This window comes from Flavobacterium sp. Leaf359 (genome assembly GCF_001423985.1).
GTDB lineage: Bacteria > Bacteroidota > Bacteroidia > Flavobacteriales > Flavobacteriaceae > Flavobacterium > Flavobacterium lindanitolerans.
Map to the genome: position 1 here is coordinate 33,036 of NZ_LMPW01000010.1, position 26,305 is coordinate 59,340.

Genomic DNA, 26,305 nt, shown 5'->3' on the forward strand with positions numbered 1-26,305 from the left:
CAGGCCAGCATTATGCTGGCTTTTTTATTGCTTAAAACGGACAATTAAAAATTAACATAAATTTAAGTTCGTTTAGTTCGGTAATTACCGAACCTGATTTAACTTTGCGCCAAAATTAACATATCAAATGACAGACATAGCGAAAGAAAGAGAAGGATTGGTGGAGATGTTTGGTGTTCATTTTGAAAAGTATTGGAACTTTTCACCTTTGTCAGGACGAATATTAGGTTGCCTTATTGTTTGGAATGACGCCAAAGGATTGACGTTTGACGATTTGGTTTCCACACTTGGAGCCAGCAAAAGTTCGGTTTCTACCAATTTAAATCTGTTGCTGAAGATAGGAAAAATAGAATATTATACTTTTCCCGGTGACAGAAAGAAATATTACAGACCGTCTTCTTTTGGCGACAGGATGCAAAATCATCTGCAGATGGTTCTTGACGAAAAGAAAATGGTGGAAAGAATGATAGATTACCGAAAAAAGACAGTGAGTGACGGAGACTGTGCCAATTTGGAACTAATTAAGATTTATCAGGAACACATCCTGGAATTTGAAAAATTTTTAAATAAAACGATTCAGAAGTTAGAAAAAGTAGAGAACAAATAAATCAATCAACCTTTATAAAAATGCAGATGAAGAATAAATCACTATTCAGTATTGTAATCGCAATAATTACACTTTACTCTTGCGGTAAAAAAGAACAGCAGATGCCTCCTCAGGGACCAATGCCGTTTCCGGTACAGGCTGTTGCGAAACAGGATGCGGTTGTTTATCAGGAATATACAGCCAATCTTGAGGGACAACAGAATGTCGAAATCCGTCCAAAAGTTAACGGATTTATCCAAAAAATATTTGTTGACGAAGGACAGGTTGTCAGAAAAGGACAATTGTTATTCAAATTAGAAACCCAAACTCAAAACGAGGATGCTTCAGCAGCAAAGGCAGCCGTACAGGCAGCTCAGGTTGAAGTAGACCGATTGAAGCCGCTTGTTGACAGAAAAATCATCAGCAACGTACAGTTGGAAACGGCTAAAGCTAAGTTAGCGCAGGCTAAAGCTTCTTATGGAGCTATTGCTGCCAACATAGGTTTTGCAACAATCACATCACCCGTTGATGGAGTAATTGGCGGTATTCCATTCAGAGAAGGTAGTTTAGTTAGCTCAACCAGTGAAATGCCTTTGACAACCGTTTCTGATACGAGAGTTATCCGTGCCTATTTCTCAATGAACGAGAAACAACTTTTGTTTTTCAACAAAACCTTTAAAGGAGCTACAACGGCAGAAAAGCTGAAATCAGCTCCGGAAGTTTCCCTGCTTTTGGTTGACAATACAGAATACGACCAAAAAGGAAGATTGGCAACAATGAATGGATTGGTTAATCCACAAACAGGAACAACGCAGTTCAGAGCCGAATTCAAAAATCCGGAAGGAATCCTTAGAAGCGGTAGCAGTGGTATCATTCGTTTGCCAATTGATGAGAAAAACGTAATGCTTGTGCCACAGAATGCCGTATTTGAAGTACAGGGAAAACAGATGGTTTATGTAGTTGGAAAAGACAACAAGGTAAAATCAAGAATCATCGAGACAAAAGGAACATCAGGATTGAATTTCATCGTGAGCGGAGGACTTGAAGAAGGCGAGTTAATCGTAGTCGAAGGGGCTTCTAAATTAAAAGACGATATGGAAATCGTGCCACAGCAAGGAAAACCGGAAGCTGCGGCTCCGGCAGAAAATACTGCGGCAAAAGATGCTGCAAAAACAACCACACCATCAGCTAAAAAATAATTCTCAATGTTAAAGACATTTATAGAAAGACCGGTTCTTTCGACCGTAATATCGATCCTGATTACCATTTTAGGAATCCTGGGATTGATGTCCCTGCCGATAGAACAATATCCTGAAATCGCCCCACCGACGGTTCAGGTTAATGCGACCTATACTGGAGCGAATGCCGAAACGGTATTGAACAGTGTCGTGACGCCACTAGAAGAAGAAATCAACGGAGTAGAAGGAATGACCTATATGACGTCTTCTGCTGCGAATGACGGTTCAGCAAAAATTTCAGTTTACTTTGAACTTGGGGTTGACCCGGACATTGCTGCCGTAAACGTTCAGAACAGGGTTTCCCGTGCTACCAGCAAATTGCCTCAGGCTGTTGTTCAGACAGGGGTTACCACGCTAAAAAGCCAGACCAGTGCCTTGATGTTCTTTGCGCTTTATTCTAAAAACAAGCAATTCGACGAAACGTATATTCAGAACTACGCTAAAATCAACCTGGTTCCAAAACTGCAACGTGTAAAAGGTGTTGGACAGGTTAACGTATTCGGAGCAAAAGATTACTCGATGAGAATCTGGATTGATCCGGAGAAAATGGCAACTTATGGCGTATTGCCAAAAGATATTCAGGCAGCGCTACAAGAGCAAAACGTAGAAGCGGCACCGGGTAAATTTGGTGAAAATGCAGATGGAGTTTATGAATATGTAATCAAATACAAAGGAAGACTTTCTGTAATTGAAGATTATGAAAACATCGTAATCAAGTCTACAGGAAACGGAAACTTCCTTCACCTGAAAGATGTGGCCACCGTAGAATTGGGAGGCTTCAACTATGGTACCAAAAACATTGCCATGGGGCAGGAAGGTGTTGCCGTAGGGGTGTTCCAGACATCGGGTTCCAATGCGCAGGACATCATCACAGAAGTAATGTCGATTTTGGAAGAAACAAAACCTGATTTCCCTCAGGGAGTAGATTATGTAATTCCATACAACACCAAAACATTCCTTGATGCTTCCATTAGCAAAGTAATTTCTACTTTGGTAGAAGCTTTCATTCTTGTATTTATTGTAGTATTCCTATTCTTACAGGATTTCCGTTCTACTCTGATTCCTGCTATCGCTGTACCGGTAGCCATTATCGGAACGTTCTTCTTCCTGCAATTATTCGGATTCTCAATTAACATGTTGACCCTGTTTGCGATGATTCTCGCGATTGGTATTGTGGTCGATGATGCCATTGTCGTCGTGGAGGCGGTACACGCCAAACTCGACGAAGGAGCCAAGTCCGGGAAAGAAGCTACGCTGTCTGCGATGAGCGAAATCTCTGGTGCGATTGTTTCGATTACATTGGTAATGTCGGCCGTATTTATTCCGGTATCGTTCCTAAGCGGACCTTCGGGAGTATTCTACCAACAGTTTGCAATTACGTTGGCGATATCGATTTTGATTTCGGCAGTAAACGCGTTAACGTTGAGTCCGGCTTTGTGTGCCCTGTTCCTGAAACCGCATAAAGATTCAGACCATCATAAAAAGAACCTGAAAGACAGATTCTTCCTGGCCTTCAACACAGGCTTTAATAAGATGAACGAGAAATATACAGGCTCGTTGCGATTCCTGGTAAGAAAAAGATGGGTAACAGGAGTAGCTCTTTTGGTTTTCTGTGGTATTACTTATTTCTTGTTCCAGTCTACTCCGTCAGGATTTATTCCTAACGAAGACAGGGGAATCATCATGGCGGATTTGACACTGCCTCCTGGAACAACATTAGAAAAAACACAAAAAGCAGTAAACGAATTAGATTCTATTTTAGCCTCGATGGATATCGTTGAAGCCAGAATGAGCGTTGTAGGATTCAGTTTGTTGAACAACGTAAACGGTGGTTCTTACGCCTTTACGGTAATCAAACTGAAAGACTGGGCCTATCGTAAAGAGGCTAACCAGCAGGTTGATGCAGTAGTGGGAGAACTTTTTGGAAGAACAGCCCACTTTAAAGATGCAAGAGCCTTATTCTTTACACCTCCGAGTGTACAAGGTTTTGGTACTGCCGATGGTTTTGAATTCAAAATACAGGATAAAGGTGATGACGATTGGGCAACAGTTAGTAAAGTCAGCAACGAGTTCCTGGGCGAATTGATGAAAAGACCGGAAATTCAGTATGCGATGACCAACTTTAACCCGAACTTCCCACAATACCAAATGGATATTAATGTGGAAAGGGCAAAAGATGCTGGAGTATCTATTTCGGATATCTTTAACACCATGCAAGGATATTACGGAGGATTGTATACAACAGATTTCAATAAATTCGGGAAGCAGTACCGTGTCATGATTCAGGCAAAACCGTCTGACAGGGCTACTGAAGAATCGATTAACAATATTTATGTCAGAAATGCCAATAACCAGCAGGTAGCAATCAGCCAGTTCATTGACTTCAAGAGAATTTACGGACCGGAAGCTGTAGCAAGATTCAACATGCTAAAAGCTGTAAACGTTAACGGAAAAGCGAAACCGGGTTACAGTTCAGGTGATGCGATTAAGGCAATTCAGGAAGTTGCAGCACAGCACTTGCCAAAAAGTTATACTTATGAATTTTCAGGTATGACCCGTGAAGAGATTTTGGCAGGATCACAGGCAGCAGGCGTATTCCTTTTGAGTTTGATATTTGTTTACTTCCTTTTGAGTGCGCAATATGAAAGTTATCTGGTGCCATTATCGGTATTGTTATCATTACCTGTTGGTATTGCCGGAGCTATCGGATTTGTGAAGCTTGCCGGATTAGAAAACAACATCTACTTCCAGGTAGCACTAATCATGCTTATTGGTCTCCTTGCGAAGAATGCCATCCTGATTGTGGAATTCGCCATACAGAGACGACGCCACGGAATGGACCTGATGCAGGCGGCTATCGAAGGTGCAAAAGCGCGTCTTCGACCAATCTTAATGACTTCATTGGCCTTTATTTTTGGTCTGTTGCCGTTAGCCCTTGCTTCCGGAGTTGGAGCAGTAGGTAACCGTTCTATTGGTATGGGAGCTGTTGGAGGAATGCTAATCGGAACCGTATTTGGAGTATTCGTAATTCCGGTATTGTTCGTTATCTTCCAATCATTGCAGGAAAGAATCTCAGGCAAGCCATTTGAAGAAAAAGAGTCTGATGTTATACTTTTAAACGAAGAATATGAAGAATAAGATATATAAAATAGGTTTGCTCGTTTTCGCTGCAGCCGTAATGCAATCTTGTTTCGTCGCAAAAAAATACGAAAGGCCGGAACTAAAAACAGAAGACCTATACAGAACAGAGATTGTTTCTGCGGATTCTACCTCGCTTGCGAATGTTTCATGGGATAAGATATTTACTGACCCTATCTTGCAGGACTATATCAAAAAAGGATTGCAGAACAATCTGGATATCCGTATTGCGATGCAGAACATTGCAGCCGCAGAAGCGACAATGAAACAAGGCAAAGCAGGTTACTTTCCAACACTTTCGGGAAATGCTGACTGGACACACCAGCAGCTTTCTAAAAACAGCCAGTTGGGAGCTTTCCTGCAGGACCGAAGCACAGACCAATATCAGTTGACAGGAACACTTTCCTGGGAAGCAGATATCTGGGGCAAAATCAGAAGTAACAAGCGTGCGGCAAATGCGGCTTATCTGCAGTCAATAGCAGCCAATCAGGCGGTTAAAACACAGTTGATTGCCAGCATTGCTTCTACCTATTATCAATTGCTTTCTCTGGATGCCCAGATTAAGGTAGCTGAAGAATCGTTGATTAACAGAAATGAAAGTATCGAAACGATTATTGCACTTAAAGATGCAGGAAATGTAAATGAAGTGGGTGTAAAACAGACCGAAGCACAGAAATATGCGACAGAAATCATTATTGCAGATTTAAAGAACAATGTAATCATCTTAGAAAATGCCCTGAATAATCTTTTGGGTGAAGGTTCTAAGAAAATTGCCAGAGGTACTTTCGAATCTCAGGTAATGCAGCCGGAAATTACGCTTGGCGTTCCGGCAACCCTGTTAAGAAACAGACCGGATGTTATTGCGGCAGAATACAACCTGATTTCTACTTTTGAACAGACTAATGTTGCAAGAAGTAATTTCTATCCTACACTAAAAGTAACGGCTACAGGCGGTTTCCAAAGTATCGATTTGCAACAATGGTTCAGTGCCAATTCGTTCTTTTCAAATGTAGTTACCGGATTAACACAGCCAATCTTTAACCAGAGACAAATCAGAACGCGTTTTGAAGTGGCAAAAGCCAACCAGGAAAAAGCCTATCTGCAATTTGAACAATCTCTGTTAACTGCAGGAAAAGAAGTTTCGGATGCTTTGGCACAATACAACAACGAAACGGCTAAAATAACAATCCGCGAAAAGCAAGTAGACGCACTTAAAAAAGCGGCTGATTATTCAGACGAACTATTAACATATGGTTTGGTGAACTATTTGGAAGTATTGACAGCTAAAGACAATGCTTTGAATACGGAACTGAATCTGATTGACAATAAATACAGACAGTACAATGCCATTATCCAATTATACAAAGCCTTAGGTGGCGGATGGCAATAATATAGTTCCGCTTGCGGGATTATGATTGATTTTGTTTTTGTTCAAAACCATCGGACATTTCGATGTTCGGTGGTTTTTTGTTTTAAGGGTTCTATTGGTATTGATTTTGGCGCGATTGGGAATAATCTTAAAACAGTACATTATTTATGAAACCTGAAAAATATAAAAAATTAGACAATCCTGTTTGGTATTCTTTATCAGAAAGCCATCGGGATTTTGCAATTAATTATAATAACATAAAGTTTTACCATCCGGATTATTGCCCGTTTGGAGGTTTTCAAAGTCCAGATGATATTTCTGAAAGCATTGATTCTTATTCGCACCTGACAGATAGTTTTTTTGTTGTTGGTGAAAAACCGTTGTTGTCTGATAAACTGCTACTAAAAAATGAGCTGATTTGCGCACAAATGATTGTTGAGAATAAAATAGATATGGAGTATAAAAATACTATTGTGTCATTGACCTCAAACAATACCAAAGCTTTATTTGACCTGGTTAATCTGGTACAGCCGGGTTATTTTAAAGAGAAAACAGCTTTACTGGGAAACTATTACGGAATCTTTGAAAAAGGAGAATTGATAGCCGTAACCGGAGAGCGGATGAAAATGGATGATTTTGTAGAAATCAGCGCGGTGGTCACACATCCTGAACACACCGGAAAAGGCCTGGCAAAACAGTTGGTTGCCCATACGGCTAATGCTATAATAGAACAGGGAAAGATGCCTTACCTTCATGTGGTTGAAAGCAATGAAGGTGCCATAAAATTATATGAAAAGCTGGATTTTATAACAAGACGAAAGATTAGTTTTTGGCATATTGTAAAATTAAGATAGAAGATGATGAAAGAAAATAAAATAGGAAAAATAACCATAGCAATAATCACAATCGTTTTAGTATTGGTGACTATAAGGTTGTCAGGACATAAACATTCTCTAGGGATTTTTGTGCTGGCACTCTTCGGCTTTTATTTTGTGGCTTTTTTAATTGGAGCCCTCCTAAAAGCAACGGAAGTTATAAGCAAGTCTCTTTTTTATGTTTTTTTAGCGGTGTTATTGACTTCGTTCTCCTTGTTTTTCGTTTACCACCATAGCTATGACAGTCATAACGAAACCCGAAGCCTGTTGTATGGTTTTAACGGTGAATAATAACTTTAATCGCAAAATTTATAGGTAGCAGACAGCTCATTCTTTTTTCCGGTTGGCACAATATCATGCTTTTGGAATTTCTTTCCGGACGAAACATCATTCAGAAAATTTAAAACAATGTAGTGCTCTTTTTCAAAAAGATAACCGCTGTACTCATGTCCGCCACCACAAAACGTATAGAGCGCTCCGGAACCATCTAAGCTCACGATATGATTATAGATAGAATAGGAACCGAAGAGCATTAGCCATCCTGAAGCATTTGTCTTGCAATAATGATGTGGAGCAGTACCATAAGGAACGGTTGTATCACCATTTCCATGAAAGAAAAACATAGGAATTATGTTTTTTTCAGTAATCAGATTTAAGTCCATAATAGCTCCTGCACCCGAAACGAGTCCGGCATATTTAAATCCGGCAGGAAGTGAATTATCATATAAATTCATCGTTTTAAAATCCCAAAAAGCAGCATGAAGCACAGTTTCGGCTCCGGCACTGGAACCGGCAATAAATATTTTTGAAGTATCGATAGCATACTTTTCACTGTTTTTTATAAAAAAGGAAGTGGCCAGCCATAAATCGTTTACTGCATATTGAAATGCCTTAATCTTTTCAGAAAGAATACCGTCGCAACTGAATTTCCTGCCTTTGGCATACAGCGTATAGGTTATCGTAGCGCTTGCATAACCATTTTGGGCAAGATAACGGCAAAGACTGTGACCGGATTGTCTTTCTCCTCCTGAAAATCCGCCGCCGTGCACATACAAAAGCAATGGTAGTTTCTTGCCGGACGTTTTTGCCGGAAGAAATAAATCAAGGTCTAACTTAATGGTATCGTTTTGGAAATAAGTCAATGTTGTCATTTTTTGGGCATTTCCTGCATGAAAAGACAACAGAAACAAAAAGGCAATCAGGATTTTTTTCATTGTAAGTGGGGTAATCAATTATAGTTTATTGACGTATAATAAAACAAATTATTTCCAGGTTTTATAAGGATGCTGGCTTAAAAAAGCATTATAGTAACGTTCATCGTTTGTAACCTCACTTCCCAACCAATCAGGCTTTTCAAAGGTTTCATCTTCAGATTTCAATTCAACTTCGGCTATAACGAGGCCTTCATTATCTCCAAAAAATTCGTCAACCTCAAAAACATGGTTTCCGGACCGCACTTCATAGCGTATTTTGTCAATAACACCCTTTTCACAAAGCTGAATCAGGTGTCTGGCTTCCATAAGCGGAATTTCAGTTTCCCACTCAAAGCGGGAAACCCCGGATTCGGTTCCTTTTCCTTTGATGGTCAGAAAACCGCTTTCTCCTTTAATCCGGATACGCACGGTTCTCTCCGGATGGCTGTTGAGGTAGCCCTGGGCAATATGATTTTTAGCAAAAGCAAGTGTCTTAAACTGGTCAGAGTTGACAAGGAATTTTCTTTCAATCTCAAGCATGGGTATCTTTTTATTAACGAAGTTACTGATAAATGCTCTTCTATTTGTATTTTTACGATAAAGCTTAAGTTAAAACCCCATGAAAATTAGAAAATCGAAGCCAAAAATCTCCATTGCTTCCTTTATGAAGCATTATTTTGATGAAAGCCAGCTATGGACGAAGGCAAATGACGAAATTGAATTATTGGTGCAGCTGGTCAGTATTATAAGACCTAAAAAACCAAAAGCGGTCTTAGTCGTCGATATCCAGGAATTGTTGGAGTTTCTTCAACAAAATGATTTCATACGATTACAGTTTTCTTACTATGTCAAAAAGCTGCTGCACAATAAAAAATTCAATAAGTTTCTTTCAGATGCGGGAATCCTCCGTGATGTTGATTTTATTTTTGAGGTCCGAAAAAGGATTTTTTCCAAATTGCTTCCCCATCAGCCCAGTAAAGATTCATTGGAGTATATTTTAAATCAGGTTTTTTATCTGGCAACCGACACGATTTGGGTAAACAAAATTCCGGTTTCCCAAATCGAAGAACTTTATGACCTTTTACTTTTCAATTCGATTTATGACACGGTAGAAGAAGATTCCGTATTGTCCGAAATGTTGCTTTCTATGAATATTATTACGCAACGTATTAGTGGTCGTGCCATGGAAACGGACGTTATAAAAATGGTTCCGGAATATGACAATCTGGAGAGTCCTTTTGCTGCCTTGGAAAAAGAGCTCCATCAGATTGATGATACGGTGAGGAATGCGGAAAGCAATCATTTTATTTCATCCACAGACCTATACTACAAACAACTTTTGATATTGCACAAGCAATGCAATGATTTTGTAGAAAAAGCCTTTGCCAATTCTTCAAAATACGGTATTTCGCTTCGCGTTAACCAAAATCTGCTCCGCATACGCCAACAGCTATACCGATTAAAAGTACTGATTCCGCTTTTGGTTGTGGATAGAGAAGAAAACAAAAAAAATAACGGGATTCAGCTTGCGTTAAAACTCATAAAATACAACTGTTATAAAAACGATATCAGAGGTTTAGTAAGCGAAAGTACGCAGCTTTTGTCCTATGAAGTTACACAGCATACTGCAAAAACAGGCGAAAAGTACATTACAGAAACACGGCAGGAATATTTCAGGATGTTCAGGGCAGCTTTAGGAGGCGGACTCATAGTGGGTCTTTTGTGTATCATCAAAGTGATGTTGGGCAAGGTAGAAACCAGCGGTTTTGGACATGCTTTTTTATATAGTATGAACTATTCGATTGGATTCATTGCCATTTATCTCTGCGGGTTTACTTTGGCTACAAAACAGCCGGCCATGACAGCATCAGCATTGGTCAGGGCGTTAGAGCAGGGTATGAAAAAACAAGGAAATTCGTCTGAAAAACACCAGGCATTTGCGGTATTTTTTGCGCGGGTTTTCAGGTCACAGTTTATTGCTTTTGTAGGGAACGTTGTTATGGCATTTCCGGTTTCGCTGTTGGGAATCTGGCTGATTGATTATGCCTTTGAATATAATATTGCCGCTTCGAAATGGACAAAACTGCTGACAGATATAAGTCCGGTTCATTCGCCGGCTATTTTTCACGCAGCAATCGCCGGTGTGTTTCTTTTTCTTTCCGGTATTATTTCAGGAAGTATTGCCAATAGGGACAAGCATCATCAGGTGTATTACAGAATACAGGAACATCCTGTACTGAAGATGACTTTTGGCAGGGAGAAGACAAAAAAAATTGCCGATATGTATGAAAAGAAATGGGCAGGTATTATCTCCAATTTTTGGTTTGGGGTGTTCATGGGCTCGACCGCATCCATCGGATTGTTTTTTGGGTTAAATCTTGATATCCGGCACATTACTTTTGCAAGTGGAAATATGGCTTTAGGGCTTTATGGAGCCGATTTTATGGTAACTTTGTCATTGGTAATCTGGTGCATTATTGGAATTGGCGTAATCGGGTTGGTCAATTTCCTCGTAAGCTTTGCGTTGTCTTTGGGGTTGGCTTTCCGTTCCAGAAATATTCCGTTGCGTGAAATACGTTTTGTTATCTTGTCCATCTGGAAACATTTCAAAAGCAAACCTATGAGTTTCTTTTTTCCATCAGAAAGAAAGATAAAAACACAAACAGAGGAAGAGTATTTGGCTTTAGATACAAAAAATAAAAAATGATAATAAGAGAGTATGCCAGTTCTGACAAAAACAGAATATTGGAACTTTTAAGACTGAATACACCGGAATTCTTTTCTCCAAATGAAGAGAAGGACTTGTCGTATTATTTGGATAATGAGGCGGATAATTATTTTGTTCTTGTCATGGAAGGTAAGATTGTTGGATGTGGAGGCTTTAATCTGACAGAAGATAGCCAAACGGCAAAAATATCCTGGGATATTTTTGACCCGGGCTATCAAGGAAAAGGACTTGGCAGTGCTTTGACCCGATTCAGGATTGAGAAGATAAAAGAAAACAAACAGGTTAAGACTTTATCTGTGAGAACATCGCAGCTTGTTTATCCGTTTTATGAAAAATTTGGGCTCAGGCTCAGGGAAGTTGTGAAAGATTTCTGGGATGAAGGGTTTGATTTATATCAATTGGACTGTGATATAGAGTCGGTTTGATAAATTGGCAGTTGGGTTATGGAGGAGCAGGAACAAATTCAAAATCGCAAAATCATCCATGTCGATATGGATGCCTTTTATGCTTCTGTTGAGCAGATGGACAATCCGGAATTGAGAGGAAAACCTATTGCCGTTGGTGGCGGCGGAAACAGGGGTGTTGTTGCAGCAGCAAGCTATGAAGCCCGAAAATTTGGGGTACGCAGTGCCATAAGCGGCTATCAGGCCAAGAGAAATTGTCCCGAATTAATATTTGTAAGACCCAGGTTTGAACGTTACAGGGAAATCTCCGAACAGATACGTCAGATTTTTTATGATTATACTGATTTGGTCGAACCGCTTTCTCTTGACGAGGCCTATCTGGATGTTACTGTCAATAAAAAAGGAAATCCCAGTGCCACACTAATTGCCCGCGAAATTCGCAAAAGGATATGGGATGAAGTAGGATTGACTGCCTCTGCCGGAATTTCCATAAATAAATTTATTGCTAAGGTCGCATCGGATTTTAATAAGCCTAACGGACAAAAAACGGTCAATCCTGATGAAGTGCTTGCCTTTTTGGAAGAACTCCCCATCAGGAAGTTTTATGGAGTAGGGAAGGTGACTACAGAAAAAATGTACCAATTGGGAATTTTTACGGGTAAAGACCTGAAAGAAAAAACAATAGACTTTTTAATAAAACATTTTGGCAAATCGGGAGCCTTTTATTATTCGGTAGTCCGGGGCATTCACAACAGCGCGGTAAAGCCGGAACGCATAGCGAAATCTGTAGGAGCCGAGCATACTTTTCATGAAAACCTGACTTCGGAAATTTTTATGATGGAACGCCTCGAATCGATTGCCGCGACTTTGGAACGAAGGCTGAAGAAATATGATATTTCAGGGAAAACGGTCACGTTAAAGATTAAATACAGCGATTTTACATTACAAACCCGAAGCAAGACCATGCCCTATTTTATTTCTGACAAAAGTCTGATTTTGGATGTGGCCAAAGAATTGCTCTATCAGGAAAAAATGAAAGACTCGGTTCGTCTGCTGGGAATATCACTTGGGAATTTGAATACGGAAGTAAAAAAGACGGTAGTTGTACAGTTGAAGTTTGATTTTTAATTTAAGATTTAAGATTTTTGACTTGTGGTATCAAAAATCAAAAATCAAAAATCAGAAATAAGAAAAGTTTCTGAACTACTTTCTATCAAAGATTTATATTTGCTAAAAATATTACCATGTTTGACCTAAATGAATATGAAAACGCACAAAAGGGGTATTCCGCTACGCAGAATGCTATTCCCGTGCCTTTATATTCGTGGGATTTTTTTGGAGAATATCTCGAACAGCTCAAGAACTCCCTTTCTGACTTATCCAAATTGAAGATGCTTTCAAAATCCAATCACTGGAAGTTGAATTGGGATTTTAAAGAAGAATTACAAAAAGACCATGTTATAGTTGTGACGGACACTTCTTTGAATATAGTATTTGCTTCAGAAAATATTATAGGAATGACAGGCTATGCTTCAGAAGAAGTACTCGGGAAAAGCCCTAAAATGTTTCAGGGCGACGAAACTTCTAAAAAAGAACTGCAACAGATTCGTGAAGCAATTGATGCCCGGATTCCTTTTGAAAAAACAATCATAAACTACAAAAAAAACGGGGAAACCTATTCCTGCCATATCAAGGCTTTTCCAATATTTAACCGTAAGAAGCAGGTTGTGAATTTTATCGCGTTTGAAAAAGCAGCCTAAACCTCCAATCCAACCAGATTTTTTTCTAAACAAATTTTATCCTTTGCTTCTCTGCGCCTTAGTGTGGAAATTAGCTGGCAAAGTTGCAGAGACGCGAACTTTATAAGGAAAATTTCTTTTATCAAACACATGTTTTAGTTCCTTATAACATCATGTTTATCTTTAAAGTTTTTCTCCCCTGAAAAAAAGGGGAAATTTCCCCTTGTTTCGTTTTTACCATCGGCATAGCTTTGTAACATAATCACAGGCATTGGGAATTTACATGAATTGCACAAACTCAAACTTTCCCAAACAATGTGTCGTTGAATTATAATGGGGGTGTATGACTCAAGCATAACAGGGTTAGTGGCTGTTTTTGCAAAAGTCATCTGGAAAAAAAAAGGTTTGACTCAAGTCAAACCTTTTTTGATTTTATATGTTTATTGTTTAGTTTCTGCTGGAAAGCTTGGAAAGCAATCTTAGGAACTCGATATAAAGCCACACAAGAGTAATCATTAATCCCATAGCTCCAAACCATTCCATATATTTTGGCTGTCGGTTTTTTGCTCCTTTTTCAATCAGGTCGAAATCTAAGAACAGGTTCAGGGCAGCAATAATAATTACGACAACACTGATTCCGATACTCATTAGCGAATTGCCATGGTGAACCGGCACAAAGCTGGTAAACATTGAAAGCAGCCATGAAATTAAGTAATACGTAGCAACAGCTAATGTGGCAGCAATAACTACGGATTTGAATTGCTCGTTTACTTTTACAATCTGATATTTATATAGGCCAAAACACACTAAAAACGTGACGAAGGTAGCGCCAACAGCCTGTATTACGATTCCTGGATACATGGCTTCAAATACGGCAGAAATACCTCCGATAAATAATCCTTCAACTAAAGCATAAGCCGGAGCCAGGTAGGAAGAATATTGAGGTCTGAATGATGAAATCAAGACTAATATAAATCCAACAATTGCTCCTCCTATTGCCAAAGGAAGCGGATTAAAACCGTTAAAAGCCAGCCACCATGTTAAAGAAGCAGTGGCAGTTAATAACAAAAGCATAAAGAAACTCTTGTTGATGGTTCCGGAAACAGTCATTTCCTGGCCGTAATCAATCAGGGTTGAGTTTTCGTCCGGGCTGTATGAATGAACAGTTGGTTTGCTAAAATTCTTATTGCCCAAAAATGGATTATTTGACTTGAAATTCATAATCGTTTATTTTAATATCAGCCCAAATATAATTTTTTCTTTTCTATTTTCCTTGCGGCAGCAATAAAAAATCCGTTAGAGGAGCTAACGGATTTGATTATTTGTCAGTTGGTGTTATTCCATTTCGGAAACCCTCAGAGTATTGACCATTCCTTTATCAACTACCGGCATTGCGGCAAGATTGATAAGGAAATCACCTTTGTCAACATATCCTTTTTCTCTTGCTATTTCATTGACGTCAGTAACGGTATCGTCTGTGCTGACAAACTTATCGTAATAGAAAGAATTGACACCCCATAAAAGGTTTAATTGTGTCAGGATTTTTTTGTTGGATGTAAAAACCAAAATATGCGATTGTGGTCTCCAGGCCGAAATCTGGAAAGCAGTATAGCCACTGTTGGTTAGCGTGCAGATTGCTTTCGCCTTGATTACGTTGGCCATCAAAGCGGCGTGATGGCAGATGGATTTTGTAATAAAACGTTTAGTCCTGATTTGTGGCGTGTTTTGAGGTACCTGAATCAGTGGAGAATCCTCCACAGCTTCAATAATCTGTGTCATTTTTTCGATTACCTGTACCGGATAGTTTCCTACGGAAGTTTCTCCTGAAAGCATAACGGCATCAGCACCATCCATTACAGAGTTGGCCACGTCGTTTACTTCAGCACGGGTAGGTGTAAGGCTTGTAATCATTGTTTCCATCATTTGGGTAGCAATAATTACGGGTATACGGGCAGTTTTTGCCCTGTGGACTAATTTTTTCTGAATCAGCGGTACTTCCTGTGCAGGAATCTCAACACCAAGGTCTCCTCTGGCTACCATTAATCCGTCACAAAATGCAACAATCTTATCTATATTTTCAACGCCTTCCGGCTTTTCAATTTTGGCAATAATTGGAATTTTATGTGCAGAATTTTTAGAAATCAGGTCCTGTAGTTCCTGAAGGTCTTCAGATGTCCTAACAAAAGAAAGAGCAATCCAGTCTACCTGGTTTTCTATAGCAAAAAGCGCATCCTTAATATCTTTCTGTGTCAAGGCTGGCAATGAAACCTTAGTATTTGGAAGGTTTACCCCCTTTTTAGATTTTAGAGGGCCACCCTGAACGACACGGCAGATTACTTCGGAAACACCATTGGATTCAAGTGCTTCAAATATTAATTTTCCGTCATCAAGAAGGATTCTTTCTCCCGGTTTTACGTCAGCCGGGAATTGCTTATAATTCATATAGACTCTTTCGGCTGTTCCCGGAACATCCTCGGCGGTCTGGAACGTAATGATATCTCCTTTGCTTACAATGACGTCTTCTTTCATTACACCAACACGAAGTTTAGGGCCCTGAAGGTCAGCTAAAATAGCGGTGTTGTATCCAAATTCTTCATTCAGTTCGCGGATCATATCTATTCGGGCTTTCACGTCGGTATAATCTGCATGGGAAAAGTTAATCCTAAACACATTTACTCCAGCATCAATCATGTCTTTAAGGACATCTTTGGTACTGCAGGCGGGGCCTAATGTAGCTACGATCTTTGTTTTTTTTCTTGTCGACATTATTAGAAAATTAAGTTGTTTTTAGATTTTATATTATCCGGAATCACTTCATAAACGGTAGTGATCCATTCTATTTTATTTAATTGCTGTACAATCTCTTCGATTTCAAAACTGCTGCAGTTGTTTTCTATTTTCAAAAAGTAATCCACTTTTTTAAGTTCAGGAAGCAGATATACTTTTGTGGCAATCTCTACATTCTCATCCAGGAAAAGATCCTGTGTGTTATTTTTTTTATAGGTAATAATTTCATTTTTATTTTGGACGAGACTCCAAAGTATGTCTTTTGCCACATCATCATAGCTGAATTTTGTAAACGCAGCTTCTCCATCTTTGGTCGTAATGCCAATCTCGTCATTGCTTCGGCTTAAGAGAATAGGTAATTGCTGATTGATGAAGTAAGCCAATCTGAAATCTTCTAATGAAGTGTGGATAGCAATAAGCTCATAATCAACTTCATCAAATTCGTCAAGATGTAACTTATGGATGCCCATATTGAAATTAAATAAGTCGTAAATATAGCTATATTTACTGAGGAATTATACAAAATACAATTAGGTTAACGTTAATTTATCAACGAAAACGATATAGTTTTAAGGGATTTATGATTATTTAGCATTGAGAAAAGTAAAACAAACTTTAGTCAGTGTTATTTTGTTTTTTAATAGCAGCTTTAAGATTTTCAATTGTTTCAATAAATACTTTTCTTTCCTTATCAAAGGTCTCTAATAATTGTTGAATCTGCTGAATAAAAAATTCGCGTTCTTCGATCGAGGTTGTGGATTTAAATTCTTGAACCGAAAAAAAGCTTTCGATATTTTTATTAAAGCATTTTTCGAAAATCTTGTTTTCGTCAAAGGCTAGTAATTCTTCTAATTCAATTCCATAGACTTCAGCAATTTGTGTCATTCTTTCCATGTCAATTTTAGTGACATTATTTTCAAGATTAGCATAGGAACGCCGCTCCATGTGCAGCTTTCCTGCCATTGTTTCTTGTGTATACCCTTTCAGTTTGCGTAATAGTCGTAGCTTTTCTCCTATTCTCATGGCGTTTAATTGTTTTAATATACATGTGATAAAAATACATGTTTGTATTGTTTATTCCGATTTGCACATTGTTTTTTCCAAAATGGAAAGTTTACGTTCTTTAATTTTATAAAAAAAATAGTTTTTATAAAAAAATAGTGTTTTTTAAAATTTTTATAAATTTAAAACAATTGGAAATAAAAAGAGTATTATTTAGTATTTTGGTATATGTGTCTGTTTCAGCATTTTGTGTAGCTCAAACTCTTGAAGATTATAATAGGCAGTTAAATGAATTTAAAGAAGATTTCAAAATAAAATCGGATGGTGAGCTTCTAAAAGCAGATAGTAAGAGACCAATAAACTTGCCCACATATTTGGAGCAAATGGGTTTAGAAAAAGACATTATTATAATGTTACACATGTTGAAGTATATTCCAAATCTGATTTAAATCTTATAAATGTTTACGCTGTCCAATACTCAAAAGATGATTATTCTAAATATTTAATGGTAATTGAAGATGCTAAAGCTTTGGAGAATTATATTTTAATAAACGGTAGTTTTGATTTTAAAAATAATACAGTTTCTGTTTATAAGACTGCAAAAGGAAAAAGTAAGTGGAGTGACTGTTTTGGGAGTTGTGTGGAAAAAGGATTGAGCGCTCATACTACGATAGGTAGAGTGATAATAGGGATGGGTGTAGCTGCTGGTTTTGGGTGTGTGGCTTGCGGAGCAGTTGCGGCTACTTATACAAGTGTAATATTGTTAGGATGTGCGGGTGGTTGTAATAAATAATTTTAGTATTATATAAATTCGAAAAGTATGAAAACCTACATGATATTACTGCTTTTGTCTACATTTATATTTGCACATTTCATTTTTGAAAAAGGCATTCATATTGGGGTTAAAATTATTATAAGTATATTGTATTTCTGTGGTTTACTAAGGTTTTATTTGTTGTATTGGAGGCATTTAAAATGAATGTATCTTTTTGTGTGGTGGAATATATAAAAATTCGATAGTGCAGAAAATGAGAGAGCAAGATATAAAAGGGGGATAATTAATAACTAAATAAAATGATATGGGAAAAGTAAGTTCTTACACAATTCTTTTTTTGTTATTGTTGTATATATCGCTTTTGGTATATTCCTTAATTCTAATATTTAGGAGAGAAGTGAAACTTAGGTTTTTGTTTTCTGTTTTAATAGTCTCGTTTTTGCCTTTTATTGGTTCTCTTTCCTATATTATTTTTTGTCATGGTAAGAAAGTCGCATAAATAATCCTGTTTTATTTACCATTAATTTTTCCTTGAAACGCGAAGTATGCTCTTTGGGAAGCTTTTTCTTCAGCCTTCTTTTTTGAAGTAGCCCTGGCTTTCGCAACTACTTTATGGTCTATACTTAACTTGACTCCAAAGAAACGCTGTCCGTCAATGCCATTATCTTCATAGACGTCATAATGGAAAGCTCTTTTTTCTTTCTGGCACCATTCAATCAGAAGACTCTTATAACTGATAACTTTACCTTCCAGTTTGGCAATATCCACATAAGGAGTGATAACCCTTTTTTTGATGAATTTTTCGCAGTAGGTATAACCTTTGTCGAGGTATATGGCACCGATAAGCGCCTCGAAGATATTTCCGTGAATGTTTTCTCCAAAATGTTGGGCCGGAACTTTGCTTTCGATGAAACGGATGAGGTTCAGGTCGCGCCCCAGCTCATTCAGATGTTCGCGGCTTACTATTTTAGAACGCATTTTAGTAAGATAGCCTTCATCTCCTGAAGGAACCTGATTGAATAGGTGAGCGGCAATTACAGAGCTCAACATGGCATCCCCAAGAAATTCCAGGCGTTCGTAGTTAATCTGATTTCCGTCAGCATCCAGTTTGTTGGAAGAGCGATGCGTGAAAGCCCTGCGGTAACATTCAAGGTTGATGGGTTTGAAACCTAGTATTTTATAGATGTCGCTAAAAAAAATCCCGTCTTCATGAGAACGGGAATTTGGAAATATTTTTCTGATGATGTTCATCCGAATATTATAGTTCTAGTTTTTTAACCAAAACGCAGGCATTGTGTCCTCCAAAACCGAAAGTATTGCTCATTACTACTTTCATGTCTCTTTTTTGAGCCTTATTGAATGTGAAATTCAATTTTGGGTCAATATTTTCATCATCCGTAAAGTGGTTGATGGTTGGAGGTACGATACCGTGTTTGATAGACAAAATGGCTGCAATTGCTTCAATAGCACCGGCAGCTCCCAATAAGTGTCCTGTCATCGATTTGGTAGCATTCAGGTTTAATGTATAGGCATGCTCTCCAAATACGTGCTGGATCGCTTTCGATTCTGCAATATCTCCAAGCGGAGTTGAAGTTCCGTGCATGTTAACTCCGTCTACATCTTCCGGCTTTAGACCGGCATCTCTAAGACAGTTCAACATTACGTTTTTAGCGCCTAATCCTTCCGGATGCGGAGCTGTAATATGGTGCGCATCAGCCGACATTCCGCCACCGCCTATTTCGCAATAGATAGTAGCGCCACGGGCAATAGCGTGCTCGTATTCTTCAAGAACCAAAGCTCCGGCTCCTTCTCCCAAAACAAATCCTTCACGGTCCTTGTCCATTGGTCTTGACGCTGTTTTTGGATCGTCGTTGCGGGTTGAAAGCGCGTGCATAGCGTTAAATCCACCCATTCCGGCAATAGTTACAGCAGCTTCAGAACCTCCGGTAACCATTACATCAGCATGATTCAGGCGGATGTAGTTGAAAGCATCGATAAGCGCATTGGTAGAGGAAGCACACGCAGAAACTGTCGTGAAGTTAGGTCCTCTGAAGCCATATTTAATAGAAATATGTCCACCGGCTATATCGGCAATCATTTTTGGTATAAAGAAAGGATTGAATTTTGGAGTACCATTCCCTTTCGTAAAGTCCATTACTTCCTGTTGGAATGTTTCAAGACCTCCGATTCCGGAACCCCAAATTACACCAACTCTGTCTTTGTCTAATTTGTCAAAGTCGAAATTGGCATCTTTTACAGCCTCGTCAGATGATACTATGGCATACTGCGCATAACGGTCCATTTTGCGGGCTTCCTTGCGGTCTATAAAATCTTCTGCATTAAAGTTTTTCAGCTCGCATGCAAATTTAGTTTTGAAATGAGTGGTATCAAAATAAGTTATAGGAGCAGCGCCGCTAACACCATTGATAAGTCCATTCCAATATTCCTGGACGTTATTTCCAATGGGCGTCAAGGCACCTAAACCGGTTACTACAACTCTTCTTAATTTCATACTTAAAATTTTATAGTTATAAATTTATATAAAAAATACCCATGCTTTCTTCTTAGTCGTAAAAAAGAGACAGGGGTATTGCATAATATCTTAATGATTGAAAGCAATCAAATTGAATCTTTTGTAAAAATAATAACTCCCGTGAATTCTCAAAGAAAACACGGGATGTCAATTGTTATTATTTTTTTGCTTCTTCTATGTAAGAAATTGCTTGACCTACAGTAGCAATGTTTTCAGCCTGGTCGTCTGGAATCTGAATGTCAAATTCTTTTTCGAATTCCATAATAAGCTCAACAGTGTCTAATGAATCAGCTCCTAAATCATTTGTGAAGCTAGCTTCTGTTACAACTTCGTTTTCGTCAACGCCTAATTTGTCTACGATAATCGCCTTAACTCTTGATGCAATGTCTGACATAATCTTTTAATTTTTGAATTTAATTGTTGGCAAAAATAAAAAACTTTATTTTAAAACAACGTTTTAGTTGATAAATGTGAGTACTAATTTAAAAAAAATATTTCACAAAGGCTTTCAAAATCTATTTAATATCATTTATTATTCTTTTTTTTGTGCTATAATTAATGACGTTTCCATGAAAAAAATCATCCTGTTTGCTTCGGGTTCGGGTTCCAATGCCGAAAACATTATCCGCTATTTTCAGGATAAGAAAACAGCCGAAACGGTAGCGGTTTTTTCAAATAATCCGAATGCTAAAGTTTTAGAAAAAGCTGAAAAACTAGGAGTGCCTTGTTATGTTTTTACCAAAGAAGAACTCAATACGGGCAAAGTGTTGGAGCAGGTGATGACGCTTAATCCGGATTTGATTGTGCTGGCCGGGTTTTTATGGAAATTTCCAACCGACATTGTAGTCCAATATCCGAATAAAATTATCAATATCCATCCGGCACTGTTGCCAAAATATGGCGGAAAAGGCATGTATGGAATGAATGTCCACAGGGCCATTTTAGAAAATAAGGAATCGCATTCCGGAATCAGTATTCATTATGTGAATGAAAATTATGATGAGGGTGCTATGATTTTTCAGGCAGAGGTTGCAGTTGACGGTTGTACGACCCCGGAAGAAATAGCGGTAAAAGTGCAGGAATTGGAACATTTGCATTTTCCTCAAATAATTAATGAACTTTTATGTCCATAAAATGAAATGCCTGTTGCTTTTAGTTTTGGTTTGCCTTACAGGTTGCGGAAACCGAAATAAGGCTCAGGTTTCGTGTAATGCCGATTTCGATTCCTTTTTTGAAAAATTCACTAGTGATAGTGTGTTCCAAAAAAAACATGTGGATTTTCCAATTATGGAATATTACTCCGATGAGGATTTTCCGCTGGATATGATGGAAAGGATGACGGATGAAGATAGTTTTGAAATTATCCATTTTGATAAAAACGCTAAAAGCAGCGGTAAGCCGTATGAAATTAGTATAGACAAGAAAACAGATAGCGTTTTTTGTTACAAAAAGGGAATTAATAACCCAATAAATATTAAGTATACCTTTGTCTGTAAAAAGGATTCCTGGTTTTTGGTTGCAATAACTGATACCACCGATTAAAAAAGTTTACTATGCACCAAGTACATATTTATACCGATGGCGCTGCCAAAGGAAATCCCGGTCCCGGAGGCTATGGCGTGGTGATGGAATGGGTGGGCAGGCCCTACAGAAAAGAATTTTATGAAGGTTTTCGCCTGACCACTAACAACAGGATGGAACTTCTGGCGGTTATTGTAGGTTTGGAAAAACTCAAATTGCCAAATACCAAAGTATTGGTCATTTCCGATTCTAAATATGTAGTCGATTCCGTTACCAAAGGCTGGGTTTTTGGTTGGGAAAAGAAAGGCTATAAAGACAAGAAGAATCCGGATTTATGGAGACGCTTCCTGATTGTTTACAGAAAGCATCAGGTTGATTTTAAATGGATAAAAGGGCATAACAATCATCCGCAAAACGAACGTTGCGACCAGTTGGCGGTTATGGCATCAGGATTACCGAATTTGTCTGTGGATACTTTTTATGAGAGGGAAGAGAAGGGATTGCTGTGAGTTTAGGGCTATTTGTCCGATTTCTCACAATTGTTTAGAATAGTTGATTTCAAATATATTATAGATGGATAAAATGAATGGCCCAATTAAGTATACTTGTGAATGTTGTGGAGACATACATGAAAATTGGCCAGCGCTGACATTTATTTCACCTGATAATTATGATTTTCTTTCCGCTGACGATAAGAAAAATATCGCAGAATTAAAAAGTGACACATGTATAATCAATCACCCAAATCAAACAGATAGGTTTATTCGTTGTACATTGACGCAGCATGTTAATGATCATTGCGAAGGTTTAGAATATGGTCTTTGGGTTTCATTAAGCGAGAAAAGTTTTCAAGATTATATGGAGAATTTTGATAATGATAATCATGAGGTGCAATATTTTGGTTGGCTTTGTAATGATATACCTGAATATAAGTTTCCTGAAAGTATTCCGACAACAGTTGTAACAAAAAAGGGGAATCAAAGGCCTGAAATTTTTCCTCATGAGAGTTTTGACCATCCGTTTGTAAGAGATTACTATAATGGAATAAGTAAAAAAGAAGCTGAGAGCAGGATTAAAATGATGCTTCAAAAAACTAAAGACAACAAATTAGCCTTAACTTCTAAAAAGGCTTGGTGGAAATTTTGGTGATAATAAGTTGTTTTTGCGATAACTGTATAGGCTTGTTCTGAAATAGGTTGGAGTAAAAAAGTTTATAAAACAACAACATTGCATGTTTGCAAGTTATAAAGTATCTTTGCGCCTTAATTCGAAAATCTAAATATGAATAAATTACTGATTGTTGGAACAGTTGCTTTCGACGCTATAGAAACTCCTTTCGGGAAGACAGATAAAATTTTAGGGGGAGCAGGAACATATATCGGATTGTCCGCTTCGTTTTTTAACCTTAAATCTGCCATAGTTTCTGTTGTGGGTGATGATTTTCCTCAAGAGTATTTGGATTTGCTGACAGCAAGAAATATTGACATTTCAGGATTGGAAATCGTAAAAGGAGGCAAGACTTTCTTTTGGAGCGGACGCTACCATAACGATCTTAATTCCAGAGATACATTAGATACACAATTAAACACATTGGCCGATTTTCAGCCAAAAGTTCCTCAGGATTTCAAAGATGCTGATGTTGTAATGTTGGGCAACCTGCACCCGTTGGTTCAGGCAAGTGTTTTGGATCAGATGGAGAAGAAACCGAAATTGGTTGTATTGGACACAATGAATTTTTGGATGGATTGCGCACTGCCGGAATTACTGGAAATAATGAAGCGTGTTGATGTGATTACAATCAACGACGAAGAAGCAAGACAGCTGACAGGGGAATATTCTTTGGTAAAAGCGGCAGCAAAAATTCACACAATGGGTCCGGAATATGTCGTAATTAAAAAAGGCGAACATGGAGCATTACTTTTCCATAGTAAAGAAATTTTCTTTGCACCGGCATTGCCATTGGAAGAAGTTTTTGACCCGACCGGAGCGGGAGATACGTTTGCAGGTGGATTCGCAGGATATATTACGCAGAGTGAAAACATATCTTTCAAAAACATGAAAAATGCAATTATCTACGGTTCGAACCTGGCTTCTTTCTGTGTCGAAAAATTCGGGACGCAAAGAATGGAAAACCTGAGCAAAACTGAAGTGCAGCAAAGACTGCAACAGTTTAAGGCCCTCACCCAGTTCGATATCGTATTGGAAGAATAGCGGATAAGACCGAAGCCTCATGATGGGGCTTTTTTTTATTTATATAATAAAGTTTTTATGCCATAAAAAACTTTATAACTGCCACAAAGACTTGAAAAACAAATTGGTACAAGAATTGCTTTAATAACACGACAACTACAACAACACAACAACACAATGAGCGACGCTTTAAAACACGAGTGTGGTATAGCCCTTTTAAGATTGAAAAAACCGTTAGAGTTTTATAAAGAAAAATACGGTTCGGCTTTTTATGGAGTACAGAAAATGTATCTCCTGATGGAAAAGCAACACAACAGAGGACAGGATGGAGCAGGTTTTGCCAGTATCAAATTTGATGTTGAGCCGGGCGAAAGGTATATCAGCCGTGTCAGATCCAATGACCCACAACCGATTCAGGATGTTTTTGCCCAAATCAATGCCCGCATTAATGACGAATTATCCAATCATCCCGAATATGCCGAAAGCGTAGCGCTTCAGAAAAAAAATATACCTTATATAGGAGAACTTTTTTTGGGCCATGTGCGTTACGGAACTTTCGGAAAAAACAGTATAGAAAGCGTACACCCGTTCTTGCGCCAGAACAACTGGATGCATAGAAATCTTATTGTTGCCGGAAACTTCAACATGACCAATGTAAAGGAACTTTTCGACAGTCTTGTCGAATTGGGGCAGCATCCAAAAGAAATGGCAGATACTGTTACTGTAATGGAAAAAATAGGCCACTTTCTGGATGATGAAGTGACAGGTCTTTATCAGGATTGTAAAAATGAAGGGTTTTCCAAAAGAGATGCCTCTCCAATTATTGCTGAAAGATTAGACGTTGCCAAAATACTCCGCAGAGCTTCAAAAGGCTGGGATGGCGGTTATGCAATGGCAGGTCTTTTTGGACATGGAGATGCTTTTGTTTTCAGAGATCCGGCAGGAATTCGTCCGGCCTATTTTTATGAAGACGATGAAATTACAGTAGTAGCTTCAGAAAGACCGGTAATCCAGACGGTTTTTAACGTGTCGTTTGACAAAGTACAGGAACTTGATCCGGGTCATGCTTTAATTATCAAGAAAAACGGTAAAGTATCCAAAGAAGAAATTATTGCTCCGGTAGAAAAGAAAGCCTGCTCCTTTGAAAGGATTTATTTCTCCAGAGGCAGCGATGCGGAAATCTATCAGGAAAGAAAAGATTTAGGAAAACTGATTCTTCCTGCCGTGCTGGAAGCAATTGATCAGGATACTGACAACACGGTTTTCTCCTATATTCCAAATACGGCAGAAACCTCTTTCTACGGAATGGTGGAAGCTGCCCAGGATTTTCTTAACCAGAGAAAAAACAATTACATACTCGAAAATAGGAATACGCTAACCAAGGAAACGCTGCAGCAGTTGCTTGCCGTTAAGATACGTACTGAAAAAGTAGCTATCAAAGATGCCAAGCTGCGAACGTTTATTACGGAAGACAGTAGCCGTGACGATTTGGTTGCCCATGTTTATGATGTTACCTATGGCGTAATTAAGCCGGAGGATAACCTTGTTATTATCGACGACAGTATCGTAAGGGGAACCACGCTAAAGAAAAGTATCCTAAAAATGATGGACAGGCTGAATCCTAAAAAGATTGTGATAGTCTCTTCAGCGCCACAAATCCGCTATCCGGACTGTTATGGTATCGATATGGCCAAGCTGGAAGGCCTGGTTGCTTTTCAGGCGGCTTTAGAACTTTTGAAAGAAAGAAACCTGTATCATATTGTGGATGAAGTCTATGCCAAATGTAAGGCACAGGAAAACTTTAAGGATACAGATGTGATCAATTATGTCAATGAAATATATGCTCCGTTTCAGCCGGAGGAAATCTCAGACAAGATTGCCCAAATGCTGAGTTCGGAAGGAATAAAGGCTGAAGTAAAGATTATTTTCCAATCGGTCGAAAACCTTCACGTTGCCTGTCCTAAAAATCTGGGTGATTGGTATTTCACAGGAAATTATCCAACTCCGGGAGGGAACAGGGTGGTCAACAGAGCTTTCATGAATTTTTACGAAGGAAAAGATTCGAGAGCATACTAAAATCAGGCGAAATAATGCAGTTGGTCGACTTTATGAAATAGTTAATCTATTTAATTTTGTCTGTTGGCGCAAATTATCTTATATTTGGAGGACCATAGCATTAGTAGGTTAAGTTTATGGTAGATTTGGGGCAAAAAGGGTGGAAGCAATT

The 26,305-nt window shown here is 38.4% G+C and carries 27 protein-coding genes; 18 read left to right on the forward strand and 9 right to left on the reverse strand.

Translation table 11 applies throughout. The features are described 5' to 3' along the window. The first annotated feature begins 127 nt into the window (after positions 1-127). The 6 genes from ASG38_RS04435 (at position 128) to ASG38_RS04460 (ending at position 7,497) form a co-directional block, all read left to right on the forward strand. Positions 128-607: a GbsR/MarR family transcriptional regulator gene (locus ASG38_RS04435; RefSeq protein ID WP_056067549.1), complete on the forward strand. Its 480-nt coding sequence runs from the start codon at positions 128-130 to the stop codon at positions 605-607. A gap of 26 nt (positions 608-633) precedes the next feature. Next, positions 634-1,785 carry an efflux RND transporter periplasmic adaptor subunit gene (locus ASG38_RS04440; protein ID WP_082482168.1) on the forward strand — a complete coding sequence of 384 codons (1,152 nt, stop codon included), beginning with the start codon at positions 634-636 and terminating at the stop codon, positions 1,783-1,785. A 6-nt stretch (positions 1,786-1,791) separates the two neighbouring features. After that, positions 1,792-4,962: an efflux RND transporter permease subunit gene (locus tag ASG38_RS04445; protein ID WP_056067551.1), complete on the forward strand. Its 3,171-nt coding sequence runs from the start codon at positions 1,792-1,794 to the stop codon at positions 4,960-4,962. Then, complete coding sequence (locus tag ASG38_RS04450; protein ID WP_056067553.1) at positions 4,952-6,352, forward strand: efflux transporter outer membrane subunit; 1,401 nt, start codon at positions 4,952-4,954, stop codon at positions 6,350-6,352. Before ASG38_RS04445 ends, ASG38_RS04450 begins: the two co-directional genes overlap by 11 nt. Positions 6,353-6,498: 146 nt before the next feature. Continuing rightward, entirely contained in the window at positions 6,499-7,185 is a 687-nt protein-coding gene (locus tag ASG38_RS04455; protein ID WP_056067555.1) for a GNAT family N-acetyltransferase, read from the forward strand. Positions 7,186-7,188: 3 nt separating this feature from the next. After that, complete coding sequence (locus ASG38_RS04460; protein WP_056067557.1) at positions 7,189-7,497, forward strand: hypothetical protein; 309 nt, start codon at positions 7,189-7,191, stop codon at positions 7,495-7,497. 5 nt (positions 7,498-7,502) lie between these two features. On the opposite strand, the gene ASG38_RS04465 is transcribed toward ASG38_RS04460, so the two are convergent. Together ASG38_RS04465 and ASG38_RS04470 are read right to left on the reverse strand one after the other, a co-directional pair. Further along, the gene (locus tag ASG38_RS04465) at positions 7,503-8,420 is read right to left on the reverse strand and encodes an alpha/beta hydrolase (protein ID WP_056067559.1); all 918 of its coding nucleotides are present in this window, start codon (positions 8,418-8,420) and stop codon (positions 7,503-7,505) included. A 48-nt stretch (positions 8,421-8,468) separates the two neighbouring features. Continuing rightward, positions 8,469-8,939 (reverse strand): CYTH domain-containing protein, encoded by a 471-nt coding sequence (locus ASG38_RS04470; protein WP_056067561.1) that lies wholly within the window; start codon positions 8,937-8,939, stop codon positions 8,469-8,471. Positions 8,940-9,018: 79 nt separating this feature from the next. Between ASG38_RS04470 and ASG38_RS04475 the strand changes: the two genes are divergently transcribed. The 4 genes from ASG38_RS04475 to ASG38_RS04490 all read left to right on the forward strand — a co-directional run bounded on the left by ASG38_RS04475 (position 9,019) and on the right by ASG38_RS04490 (position 13,291). Further along, positions 9,019-11,106, forward strand: a complete 2,088-nt coding sequence (locus ASG38_RS04475) for a recombinase (protein ID WP_056067563.1) — start codon at positions 9,019-9,021, stop codon at positions 11,104-11,106. Then, positions 11,103-11,552: a GNAT family N-acetyltransferase gene (locus ASG38_RS04480; RefSeq protein WP_056067565.1), complete on the forward strand. Its 450-nt coding sequence runs from the start codon at positions 11,103-11,105 to the stop codon at positions 11,550-11,552. Before ASG38_RS04475 ends, ASG38_RS04480 begins: the two co-directional genes overlap by 4 nt. A gap of 18 nt (positions 11,553-11,570) precedes the next feature. Further along, positions 11,571-12,659, forward strand: a complete 1,089-nt coding sequence (gene dinB / locus ASG38_RS04485) for a DNA polymerase IV (RefSeq protein WP_056067568.1) — start codon at positions 11,571-11,573, stop codon at positions 12,657-12,659. A gap of 116 nt (positions 12,660-12,775) precedes the next feature. Then, positions 12,776-13,291: a PAS domain-containing protein gene (locus ASG38_RS04490; RefSeq protein WP_082482154.1), complete on the forward strand. Its 516-nt coding sequence runs from the start codon at positions 12,776-12,778 to the stop codon at positions 13,289-13,291. 426 nt (positions 13,292-13,717) lie between these two features. On the opposite strand, the gene ASG38_RS04500 is transcribed toward ASG38_RS04490, so the two are convergent. The 4 genes from ASG38_RS04500 to ASG38_RS04515 all read right to left on the reverse strand — a co-directional run bounded on the left by ASG38_RS04500 (position 13,718) and on the right by ASG38_RS04515 (position 17,080). Further along, a complete protein-coding gene (locus ASG38_RS04500) occupies positions 13,718-14,491 on the reverse strand; it encodes a Bax inhibitor-1/YccA family protein (RefSeq protein WP_056067571.1) in 774 nt (257 codons plus the stop codon). A 114-nt stretch (positions 14,492-14,605) separates the two neighbouring features. Continuing rightward, positions 14,606-16,036: a pyruvate kinase gene (gene pyk / locus ASG38_RS04505; RefSeq protein ID WP_056067573.1), complete on the reverse strand. Its 1,431-nt coding sequence runs from the start codon at positions 16,034-16,036 to the stop codon at positions 14,606-14,608. Between the two features lie 2 nt (positions 16,037-16,038). Beyond that, a complete protein-coding gene (locus ASG38_RS04510; protein ID WP_056067574.1) occupies positions 16,039-16,527 on the reverse strand; it encodes an IPExxxVDY family protein in 489 nt (162 codons plus the stop codon). A gap of 145 nt (positions 16,528-16,672) precedes the next feature. Continuing rightward, positions 16,673-17,080: a helix-turn-helix domain-containing protein gene (locus ASG38_RS04515; RefSeq protein WP_056067576.1), complete on the reverse strand. Its 408-nt coding sequence runs from the start codon at positions 17,078-17,080 to the stop codon at positions 16,673-16,675. 170 nt (positions 17,081-17,250) lie between these two features. On the opposite strand from ASG38_RS04515, the gene ASG38_RS04520 reads away from it, so the two are divergent. Further along, positions 17,251-17,508 (forward strand): hypothetical protein, encoded by a 258-nt coding sequence (locus ASG38_RS04520; protein ID WP_157486035.1) that lies wholly within the window; start codon positions 17,251-17,253, stop codon positions 17,506-17,508. Positions 17,509-17,564: 56 nt separating this feature from the next. Beyond that, the gene (locus tag ASG38_RS04525) at positions 17,565-17,852 is read left to right on the forward strand and encodes a hypothetical protein (RefSeq protein WP_056067581.1); all 288 of its coding nucleotides are present in this window, start codon (positions 17,565-17,567) and stop codon (positions 17,850-17,852) included. Between the two features lie 492 nt (positions 17,853-18,344). On the opposite strand, the gene rnc is transcribed toward ASG38_RS04525, so the two are convergent. The 3 genes from rnc to ASG38_RS04540 all read right to left on the reverse strand — a co-directional run bounded on the left by rnc (position 18,345) and on the right by ASG38_RS04540 (position 20,761). Then, positions 18,345-19,085: a ribonuclease III gene (gene rnc, locus ASG38_RS04530; protein WP_056067583.1), complete on the reverse strand. Its 741-nt coding sequence runs from the start codon at positions 19,083-19,085 to the stop codon at positions 18,345-18,347. A gap of 7 nt (positions 19,086-19,092) precedes the next feature. Then, a complete protein-coding gene (gene fabF / locus ASG38_RS04535; RefSeq protein ID WP_056067585.1) occupies positions 19,093-20,346 on the reverse strand; it encodes a beta-ketoacyl-ACP synthase II in 1,254 nt (417 codons plus the stop codon). Positions 20,347-20,524: 178 nt separating this feature from the next. After that, entirely contained in the window at positions 20,525-20,761 is a 237-nt protein-coding gene (locus ASG38_RS04540) for an acyl carrier protein (protein WP_007137004.1), read from the reverse strand. A 175-nt stretch (positions 20,762-20,936) separates the two neighbouring features. On the opposite strand from ASG38_RS04540, the gene ASG38_RS04545 reads away from it, so the two are divergent. The 6 genes from ASG38_RS04545 to ASG38_RS04570 all read left to right on the forward strand — a co-directional run bounded on the left by ASG38_RS04545 (position 20,937) and on the right by ASG38_RS04570 (position 26,154). Further along, positions 20,937-21,500 carry a phosphoribosylglycinamide formyltransferase gene (locus tag ASG38_RS04545; protein WP_056067587.1) on the forward strand — a complete coding sequence of 188 codons (564 nt, stop codon included), beginning with the start codon at positions 20,937-20,939 and terminating at the stop codon, positions 21,498-21,500. Continuing rightward, positions 21,481-21,909 carry a DUF4348 domain-containing protein gene (locus ASG38_RS04550; RefSeq protein ID WP_056067590.1) on the forward strand — a complete coding sequence of 143 codons (429 nt, stop codon included), beginning with the start codon at positions 21,481-21,483 and terminating at the stop codon, positions 21,907-21,909. Before ASG38_RS04545 ends, ASG38_RS04550 begins: the two co-directional genes overlap by 20 nt. A gap of 11 nt (positions 21,910-21,920) precedes the next feature. Beyond that, a complete protein-coding gene (gene rnhA, locus ASG38_RS04555) occupies positions 21,921-22,397 on the forward strand; it encodes a ribonuclease HI (RefSeq protein WP_056067592.1) in 477 nt (158 codons plus the stop codon). A 64-nt stretch (positions 22,398-22,461) separates the two neighbouring features. Beyond that, on the forward strand, positions 22,462-23,037 hold the full coding sequence (locus ASG38_RS04560) for a DUF2199 domain-containing protein (RefSeq protein WP_235498564.1): 576 nt from the start codon (positions 22,462-22,464) through the stop codon (positions 23,035-23,037). A gap of 132 nt (positions 23,038-23,169) precedes the next feature. Continuing rightward, entirely contained in the window at positions 23,170-24,099 is a 930-nt protein-coding gene (locus ASG38_RS04565; protein WP_056067594.1) for a PfkB family carbohydrate kinase, read from the forward strand. Between the two features lie 156 nt (positions 24,100-24,255). After that, positions 24,256-26,154: an amidophosphoribosyltransferase gene (locus tag ASG38_RS04570; protein ID WP_056067598.1), complete on the forward strand. Its 1,899-nt coding sequence runs from the start codon at positions 24,256-24,258 to the stop codon at positions 26,152-26,154. Positions 26,155-26,305 lie beyond the last annotated feature (151 nt).

Coding starts and splice junctions, on each gene's coding strand:
- ASG38_RS04540 (WP_007137004.1), bottom strand. CDS start 20,761: ATGTCAGACATTGCATCAAGAGTTAAGGCGATTATCGTAGACAAATTA.
- ASG38_RS04460 (WP_056067557.1), top strand. CDS start 7,189: ATGATGAAAGAAAATAAAATAGGAAAAATAACCATAGCAATAATCACA.
- ASG38_RS04490 (WP_082482154.1), top strand. CDS start 12,776: ATGTTTGACCTAAATGAATATGAAAACGCACAAAAGGGGTATTCCGCT.
- ASG38_RS04450 (WP_056067553.1), top strand. CDS start 4,952: ATGAAGAATAAGATATATAAAATAGGTTTGCTCGTTTTCGCTGCAGCC.
- ASG38_RS04515 (WP_056067576.1), bottom strand. CDS start 17,080: ATGAGAATAGGAGAAAAGCTACGACTATTACGCAAACTGAAAGGGTAT.
- ASG38_RS04525 (WP_056067581.1), top strand. CDS start 17,565: ATGGTAATTGAAGATGCTAAAGCTTTGGAGAATTATATTTTAATAAAC.
- ASG38_RS04475 (WP_056067563.1), top strand. CDS start 9,019: ATGAAAATTAGAAAATCGAAGCCAAAAATCTCCATTGCTTCCTTTATG.
- rnc (WP_056067583.1), bottom strand. CDS start 19,085: ATGAACATCATCAGAAAAATATTTCCAAATTCCCGTTCTCATGAAGAC.
- ASG38_RS04560 (WP_235498564.1), top strand. CDS start 22,462: ATGGATAAAATGAATGGCCCAATTAAGTATACTTGTGAATGTTGTGGA.
- rnhA (WP_056067592.1), top strand. CDS start 21,921: ATGCACCAAGTACATATTTATACCGATGGCGCTGCCAAAGGAAATCCC.
- ASG38_RS04565 (WP_056067594.1), top strand. CDS start 23,170: ATGAATAAATTACTGATTGTTGGAACAGTTGCTTTCGACGCTATAGAA.
- ASG38_RS04470 (WP_056067561.1), bottom strand. CDS start 8,939: ATGCTTGAGATTGAAAGAAAATTCCTTGTCAACTCTGACCAGTTTAAG.
- ASG38_RS04570 (WP_056067598.1), top strand. CDS start 24,256: ATGAGCGACGCTTTAAAACACGAGTGTGGTATAGCCCTTTTAAGATTG.
- ASG38_RS04445 (WP_056067551.1), top strand. CDS start 1,792: ATGTTAAAGACATTTATAGAAAGACCGGTTCTTTCGACCGTAATATCG.
- ASG38_RS04455 (WP_056067555.1), top strand. CDS start 6,499: ATGAAACCTGAAAAATATAAAAAATTAGACAATCCTGTTTGGTATTCT.
- pyk (WP_056067573.1), bottom strand. CDS start 16,036: ATGTCGACAAGAAAAAAAACAAAGATCGTAGCTACATTAGGCCCCGCC.
- fabF (WP_056067585.1), bottom strand. CDS start 20,346: ATGAAATTAAGAAGAGTTGTAGTAACCGGTTTAGGTGCCTTGACGCCC.
- ASG38_RS04550 (WP_056067590.1), top strand. CDS start 21,481: ATGAACTTTTATGTCCATAAAATGAAATGCCTGTTGCTTTTAGTTTTG.
- ASG38_RS04440 (WP_082482168.1), top strand. CDS start 634: ATGAAGAATAAATCACTATTCAGTATTGTAATCGCAATAATTACACTT.
- ASG38_RS04500 (WP_056067571.1), bottom strand. CDS start 14,491: ATGAATTTCAAGTCAAATAATCCATTTTTGGGCAATAAGAATTTTAGC.
- ASG38_RS04465 (WP_056067559.1), bottom strand. CDS start 8,420: ATGAAAAAAATCCTGATTGCCTTTTTGTTTCTGTTGTCTTTTCATGCA.
- ASG38_RS04545 (WP_056067587.1), top strand. CDS start 20,937: ATGAAAAAAATCATCCTGTTTGCTTCGGGTTCGGGTTCCAATGCCGAA.
- dinB (WP_056067568.1), top strand. CDS start 11,571: ATGGAGGAGCAGGAACAAATTCAAAATCGCAAAATCATCCATGTCGAT.
- ASG38_RS04510 (WP_056067574.1), bottom strand. CDS start 16,527: ATGGGCATCCATAAGTTACATCTTGACGAATTTGATGAAGTTGATTAT.
- ASG38_RS04435 (WP_056067549.1), top strand. CDS start 128: ATGACAGACATAGCGAAAGAAAGAGAAGGATTGGTGGAGATGTTTGGT.
- ASG38_RS04480 (WP_056067565.1), top strand. CDS start 11,103: ATGATAATAAGAGAGTATGCCAGTTCTGACAAAAACAGAATATTGGAA.